The sequence below is a fragment of the Halochromatium salexigens genome (assembly GCF_016653295.1).
GTDB lineage: Bacteria > Pseudomonadota > Gammaproteobacteria > Chromatiales > Chromatiaceae > Lamprobacter > Lamprobacter salexigens.
The window spans coordinates 1-6999 of the sequence record NZ_NHSF01000045.1 but is presented as its reverse complement, the minus strand read 5'-3'; the positions used below and the strand labels follow the sequence as shown (position 1 = coordinate 6999).

The following is a 6999-nucleotide window of genomic DNA, read 5'->3' as shown; positions in this document are numbered from 1 at the left end:
CTCATGCACGTATTGGGCGATGACCCGCTCGGTGTCGCCGTGGATGAGCGCCAGACTCACCTCGAAGCCGGTCTCTTCCAGCGTGCTGCGCGCCCAGTCGAGCTGCTTCTCGCTGTCGCGGCGCGGCTTGCCGCTCATCAGCACATGCACCGGTAGACCCCGGAACAAGGGACTTGCCGCCACCATCTCGACCCCGCGGCGGGTCATGCTGCCGCCGTCGAAGGCGATCAGCACCCGTTTGGGCTCGGTGAATTGGTCGGTGACCGCCAGGATCGGCTTGCTCAGCGAGCGCACCATGCGTTCGACATTGCGCCCGAGATCGCGCTGGGTGGTCTCAGCCGACTCGCCGCGGCGCCCGAGCACGAACAGCCTGACCTGGTCCTCGGCGCCGACCAGGGTCTCCTCGAGATCGCCATAACGCTGGCGCACATCGGGTGCGGCGACGCCGAGCGTGAGTGCGCGTTCGCGCAAGGCGTTGAGGAATTCGCGGCCACGCTCGCGGTTGGCTTTACTTTGCGACTCATCACGATCGGCCAGTTCGGTCAGCAGATTCTGCTGCGCATTCACACCAATGGCGCCACTGTGGTCCTTGCCGAGCGCGACTTCCTTCTCGCGATCGAGGATATGCAGCAACTCCAGCGGCGCGTCCATCTGGCGGGCCGCCCAGGCGGCGGCATCGGTGACAAAGTCGGCGAAGTGCGACTGATCGACACAGGCCAACACCTTGGCTTGGGTTTGCATGGGGTCTTCGGGTTGCATCGGCATCGGTCCTCGTTCGTGCGCGGGCGCTTCAGTCAGACGGGTCAATCAGGGGGTCGGGCAGACCTGCTGCCGATCAATGCCCCATCAGGCTCTCGACCGCGTCGGGCTTATCGTGCACCGCAAAGCGATCGACCAAGGTGCGGCTGGCCTGGTTGAGACCGACCACCACCACCTCGGTGCCCTCGCGGCGGAACTTCAGCACCACCTTGTCGAGCGCGGTGACGGCTGTGATATCCCAGAAATGCGCGCGGCTGACGTCGATGCAGACCTTCTCGATGACCTCCTTGTAGTCGAACGCGGCGATGAAGCGATCGGCCGAGGAGAAGAACACCTGACCGACGACGTGATAGACGCGCTCGCGGCCTTCACGGGTCGGGGTCGAGCCGACCGAGAGGAAGCGGCCGACCTTCTGCGCGAAGAAGAAGCCCGAGAGCAGCACCCCGACCAGCACGCCCTGGGCCAGGTCATGGGTGAACACGGTCACCGCCACGGTGGCGAGCATGACGATGTTGGCGTCCAGCGGATGCTCGCGCAGGTTCTTGAACGAGGCCCAGTTGAAGGTGCCGATCGAGACCATGATCATCACCGCCACCAGGGCCGCCATCGGGATCTTCGCCACCCATTCGTTTGCGAACACCACCATCAGCAGCAGGAACACACCGCTGGCCAGGGTCGAGAGCCGCCCACGGCCACCGGATTTGATGTTGATCACGGTCTGGCCGATCATCGCGCAGCCGGCCATGCCGCCGAAGAAGCCGGTCACAACATTCGCCGTGCCCTGGCCGACGCATTCGCGGTTCTTGTTGCTCTTGGAGTCGGTCAGATCATCGACGATGGTCGCGGTCATCAGCGATTCGAGCAGGCCGACCACGGCCAGCGTCGCCGAGATCGGCAGGATGATCTGCAGGGTTTCCAGATTCAGCGGGATGTCCGGGATCAGGAACACCGGCAGGGTGTCGGGCATCTGGCCCATGTCGCCGACGGTGCGGATGTCCAGGCCGAGGTAGAGCGTCGCTGCGGTGAGCCCGACGATGGCCACCAGCGGCGAGGGGATGGCCTTGGTGATATAGGGGAACAGGTAGATGATGCCGAGGCCGGCGGCGAGGACGCCATAGACCTCCCAGGTCAGCTGGGCGCCCGTGATCTCCGGCAGTTGCGCCATGAAGATCAGGATCGCCAGCGCATTGACGAAGCCGGTGATGACCGAGCGCGAGACGAAGCGCATCAGGTTGCCGAGCTTGAGCCAGCCGGCCAGGATCTGCAGCACGCCGGTCAGCACGGTGGCGGCGAGCAGGTACTGCAGGCCGTGGTCGGCGACCAGATCGACCATCAGCACCGCCATGGCCGCGGTCGCCGCCGAGATCATGCCCGGCCGCCCGCCGACGAAGGCGGTCACCACGGCGATGCAGAATGAGGCATAGAGGCCGACCTTGGGATCGACCCCGGCGATGATCGAGAAGGCGATCGCCTCGGGGATCAGTGCCAGCGCCACCACCAGGCCGGCGAGCAGGTCATTGGGGATATTGGACAGCCAGTCCTTGCGGAGTGATTTCATGCGGGATCGGTTCCAGGGCTGACGCGGACCTCAGGGCCAGCGATGGGCAATCAACTAGGGTGGCGCGGCTCCCGAGGGGCGGGAGGCATCCAGAGAAGGGGAGCGGCTTCGGGGTCGATATTGCTGCGGAGTATACAGGCAATGGGAACGTGCTGAAACCAAGTCCGGCGGCAAGCAGTAGGGGGCTCCTGCTACCCGGGTTGATGCGGTTGCTGGTCGTTGCCAGCTGGGTGTCGTTCGTCATTTGATCTCGACCCGGCAGCGTCAGCGGCCAGGTTTCAACGTCCAGCCCTATCAGGCTAACGCCGTCGAGTCTGTATTATTCTCAGAAAGGTCGCGCCGAAGCAGCGCCATCTGGCTCGCGCCACCATAGAGCGGATGCACGCCGCCGATGTCGCGGTGACGCAGCCTGTAACCGTGCCGCTGGGCGAGGCCGCACGCCCAGCGCTGGAAGCGCGCGCGGTCCCACTCGAAGCGATGATCGGGATGGCGAAAACGATTCGGCGGCACCTCGAGCAGCGGGTTGTACTCGGCATTCGGGGTGGTGATGACGACTGTTTGCGGGCGGATCCGGGCGAAGATCGCTTGCTCCACTTGGCCCAGATCACGCGGATCAAGATGCTCGATGGTTTCGACCAGAAGGGCGCAGTCGAAGCCGAGGAGATCGCTATCGGGCTCGGTCAGCGAGCCGTGCCGTAGCTCGATCTTGGGGCCTTGTTGTTCGTGCTCGGCCGGAATGGGCTTCTCGGGCGCATCGCTCGCATCCGCACGGGCGCGAGAACAGACTTCAGCATTGAGTCGCAGGCGCACCTGCTCTAGGCATCGGTCATCGAGATCCAGCCCCATGATGTGCTCAAGTCCAGGCTCGCGCGCCAGTCGCACCAGCACATCCCCATCGCCGCAACCAAGATCGAGCAGGCTGCGGGCGGCACTCGCGCGCACGACGTTGACCACCGCCTCGAGGCGTTCCTCATGCAGTGGTGTTGTGGCCTCGTTGTTCCAATGTGTTGACATTAATCTGATGACGCAAGCAACTTAGCTTCGGCATGCTGCTTAGCAAGTTCAGCGGCGAGTGCCGAGTGGGCTGAGGTCTGCTTGGCGAAGATCGAGTAGATGCTTCGATCTCGGCTCGTTCGACCGGCGCGACCTCGACCAATGGTGGCGGCCTGTCTGGGGCTGTCGAGGCAGGGGACTCGAGCAACGCGAGCAGCGTCTCCCGGTGCCACTGTATACAGCGGGTGTCCGGTTGGTAGTCGAGGAGTCGGTCCGCACAGGGTGCTCGTGCGCTAGGACGCCCAGTGCCGGTGATGGAGTTGGGGTATTTAAACTGAGAAGTGGTTGCTATCAGCCGGTTGTACTGGGAATGATTGGCGGCTGGTCCGGGCACGCCACGATGCTGCCGTGCTGACCCGTTGCTCATCGTCGAACTCAGGTCAGTTCGCCTGAGATCTCAAGTTGGTTCGAGACCCCGCGGACATGAGGCGCGAACCAGCATAGCGATTCGGCGAGCTGCCGCTTTTCATCGTCGCTTACTGTGCCGGTGAGGGTCGCTTCTCCGAGCTTGACATCGATATGGATCGGTTGGTCGTTAAGACGCGGATGTTCGCGCATCAGGGTCGTCGCGGCTTCGGCGACAGCTTCGTCCGGGTTCTCGTGCAGCGGCTGATAGCTGATCAGGTTGCGCACATCAAGGCAGGCATTCGTTTCCCAAGCCACGCCTTCAGCCAGCACCGCGAGCGACTGCTCAGGGACCCATCCGCCCAAATGGATGACGCCGGTGCTGACGATCACACCGATCCACGGTTGCTCGAGAGCGGGCGGGCGGTCGCCAGAGTCAATGACTCGGGCCTGACTCAGCAGTGGCTCGGTCCGGAGGGTGCGGCGCACCTCGGCGGCGAGGGCTTCATCCGACTCACGGATCGCCGGCTCGAGCAAGACATCGTCCTCGACTTCCGCGGTCGCTAGCGCATCGCGCGCGAGTAGGGTGGCTTTGCGCCGCGCGGCAATCGAAGGAACCTCGCCAACGACTCGCCAGTGGCTGGCCGGATGAATCTTTTGCGGTATGAGGTGCAGACGGTCGGCTAGCTCGCCGATGTCCGGATCGTCTTGCCAGGCCTTGTACACAGCGTCGATCTGTTCGTTATCAGTGCTCATAAGGGATGGCCTCGGTGTGGTTGTAAGCAGCCGTCATTTGTTGACGGTCCTATTCAACAAGCACGGCGCATTCCGGAATCTGACGGCGGTCGAGAAGAACCCGAGCTGAAGCGGATGGGGGAGAATCCATAAAGCATCAAGTCGGTGTTGGTGGGGCAAATAAACCGTGATCGGGTGAAATCGCATGCTGGGCGCGGATCTGTTGGGGCCCCGGCGCCCCGGATGCTTGGCGTCGCGGACGCAAGCCCGGGAGCACACAATCCGGCGCGTGCCGTTGAATGTGCGTGCGGTTGGCGGTCGGTGAGTGAGCCCGGGGACTGCTCGCTTTAACTTGGCATCGCCATTGCTCATACTCAGGGTGAACGCGCCGAAAGCGATTCGAATGTTTCAATCAACAACAGCGTTAACATAAGGAGTTCTAGCATGAGCAAAAGCTTACAGCGTATTGTGGCACTCTCGCTCGCCTTCTCCATGAGCGGTGTCGGTGTCGCGCTGGCGACGGAAGCCGCGATGACTGACAACGAGGTTCCAATCGATCAAGGGACCTATCTTGGCACTCCCTGGGCGAGCGGTGGTGTCGGAGACTCGGCCCGTGAAGCGCTGATGAAAGAGTATGACGATTACAATCTGAAGCTCGAGTTTGCGGTTGCCGATGGCAATTATCTGACCGATGTCGCGGTGAGCATCACCACGCCAGATGGGGTTCCTGTGCTGCGGGCCTTTTCCCCCGGTCCCTGGCTGATGACCAAGCTGCCGGCGGGTCGCTATGACGTGGCTGTGAACGGTTTCGAGAAGACCTTCGTCCGCGAGGTCACCGTGCCCGCGCAAGGGATGGAGACCCTCATCTTCAATGATTGGACGAAGGCCGGCGTGGCTGAAGCGACTCCCGGTCCGAGCTATTGATGATTCGCTATATGAGGGCTCGATAGCTCGCTGATCAGCGGGGCGTTGATCCAGGGCGGACTGGCTATTGCGCATCCCTGCGCCTGCAAATCGGGCAGGCCGCGTCGGCAGGGATGTTCAGCGTTCGTATCCCCATGGTCTGCGCATCGAGGAGCAAAAGCGTTGAGAACAGCGGCGCGCCGTAGCCGGTGAGAACCTTGATCGCTTCGGTAGCTTGGATACTGCCGATAATACCGACTAGCGGCGCGAGTACGCCTTCGCGGGCACAGCGCTCGCCTTCTTGTCCGTCATCGGGATACAGGCATTGATAGCAGGGATTGCCGGGACGCCCCGTGAAGACCGCGACCTGACCCTCGGCGCGGATGGCGGCGCCGGAGACGAGGGGGATGCTCGCCTTGACGCAGGCGGCATTGACGGCATAGCGGGTCTGGAAGTTATCGCTGGCGTCGACGATCAGGTCGACCTCGGCGCTGAACTCGGCAAGGCGCGCCGGGCTCAGGCTGCGCTTGATCGGCACTAGCTCACAGTGCGGGTTTAGCGCCTGCAGCGTGGCAACGGCGGAGTCGACCTTGGTCCAGCCGATGCGCTCACTAGTGTGCAAGAGCTGGCGTTGTAGGTTAGAGAGGTCAACGGCGTCGAAGTCGGCGAGCAATAGGCGACCAACGCCGGCGGCGGCCAGATACATTGCCACCGGTGAACCGAGGCCGCCGAGTCCGACGATCAGTACCCGCGACTGTTTTAGCGCGTCCTGTGCTTGCTCGCCAAATCCAGGCAGCAACGTGTGACGGCTGTAGCGGGTCTGTTCATCCGGTGTCATGGTGTTCGCTTATGTTCGTTCGTCTTCACTCCCGAGCCTGAGGTTCCATGGCTACTCGGATCTATCGTGGATTCGGTCCGGCGATCAGCTTGAGCGACTATAACCGCCCGCTTGTTCGGTGACGGGCGTGGCGCGGCCAATGTCCGCGACATCGACGAAGTAGTAGCCACAGGTGGCCGGGGTGATGTTTTCGCTCGCGGTCCGCGGATATTTGCGGCAGCTCGGCGGGCGCGCATGATAGACGGCGCAGCTGCTTAAACCTTCGGCGCCGTAGCGCAGGAACGGGCACGGATAAGGCAGCTTGCAGCATGCACCGCAGCGGTTGCAATCGCCACGCCGGCCTGCGTCGACCGGCATGAGGGATGTTGCGAAACGCTGAACCTTGCGGCCTAGGCCGGCCGCAACTTCGCGCAGGGTCTGGCGCCTTGTCAGTGGCGTCGTTTGCATCGGATAGGACTCCTGGGGAGAAGGCTAGGGGAGCGCATTTCGCGGTCCGGTGCTGGTCGTGGTTTGTCGCATGTGACCAAGAGGTGGTGATCTCGGTCATCATTTCGTGATTGGGTCGTTATCCTACGTGCCTCGCGATTGTTTGACCATGAACAGCGCTCTCGGGGGCAGGGCGAAACCGTTCTGACTCTGACTGACCAGCAGTTGAGGGATTTACCCTCGATTCTGGACAATTCCCTTCGTCTGGTCCAAACTGCCCGCCACTGTTGGTTGGCGAGGTAGCGGCGTGAACGTGCACGACATCACCCTGCGCCCGGTCGCGCACGAGGAAGAGCCGCGCTTCAAAGCGCTGCTTGATGCG

General features: G+C 62.8%; 7 protein-coding genes. 1 reads left to right on the top strand and 6 read right to left on the bottom strand.

The features are described from left to right. The 4 genes from CCR82_RS06500 to CCR82_RS06485 all read right to left on the bottom strand — a co-directional run. On the bottom strand, positions 1-765 hold a 765-nt coding region (locus tag CCR82_RS06500; RefSeq protein WP_476702787.1), incomplete at its 3' end, for a universal stress protein. 70 nt (positions 766-835) lie between these two features. Next, a complete protein-coding gene (locus tag CCR82_RS06495; protein WP_201244590.1) occupies positions 836-2317 on the bottom strand; it encodes a SulP family inorganic anion transporter in 1482 nt (493 codons plus the stop codon). A 294-nt stretch (positions 2318-2611) separates the two neighbouring features. Beyond that, entirely contained in the window at positions 2612-3331 is a 720-nt protein-coding gene (locus CCR82_RS06490) for a methyltransferase domain-containing protein (RefSeq protein WP_201244589.1), read from the bottom strand. 414 nt (positions 3332-3745) lie between these two features. Continuing rightward, positions 3746-4471, bottom strand: a complete 726-nt coding sequence (locus CCR82_RS06485) for a BON domain-containing protein (RefSeq protein WP_201244588.1) — start codon at positions 4469-4471, stop codon at positions 3746-3748. Between the two features lie 423 nt (positions 4472-4894). Between CCR82_RS06485 and CCR82_RS06480 the strand changes: the two genes are divergently transcribed. Then, positions 4895-5374: a hypothetical protein gene (locus tag CCR82_RS06480; protein ID WP_201244587.1), complete on the top strand. Its 480-nt coding sequence runs from the start codon at positions 4895-4897 to the stop codon at positions 5372-5374. A 64-nt stretch (positions 5375-5438) separates the two neighbouring features. On the opposite strand, the gene CCR82_RS06475 is transcribed toward CCR82_RS06480, so the two are convergent. Together CCR82_RS06475 and CCR82_RS06470 are read right to left on the bottom strand one after the other, a co-directional pair. Then, positions 5439-6191, bottom strand: a complete 753-nt coding sequence (locus CCR82_RS06475) for a HesA/MoeB/ThiF family protein (RefSeq protein ID WP_201244586.1) — start codon at positions 6189-6191, stop codon at positions 5439-5441. An 84-nt stretch (positions 6192-6275) separates the two neighbouring features. Beyond that, positions 6276-6638 (bottom strand): hypothetical protein, encoded by a 363-nt coding sequence (locus CCR82_RS06470; RefSeq protein WP_201244585.1) that lies wholly within the window; start codon positions 6636-6638, stop codon positions 6276-6278. Between the last annotated feature and the right edge of the window lie 361 nt (positions 6639-6999).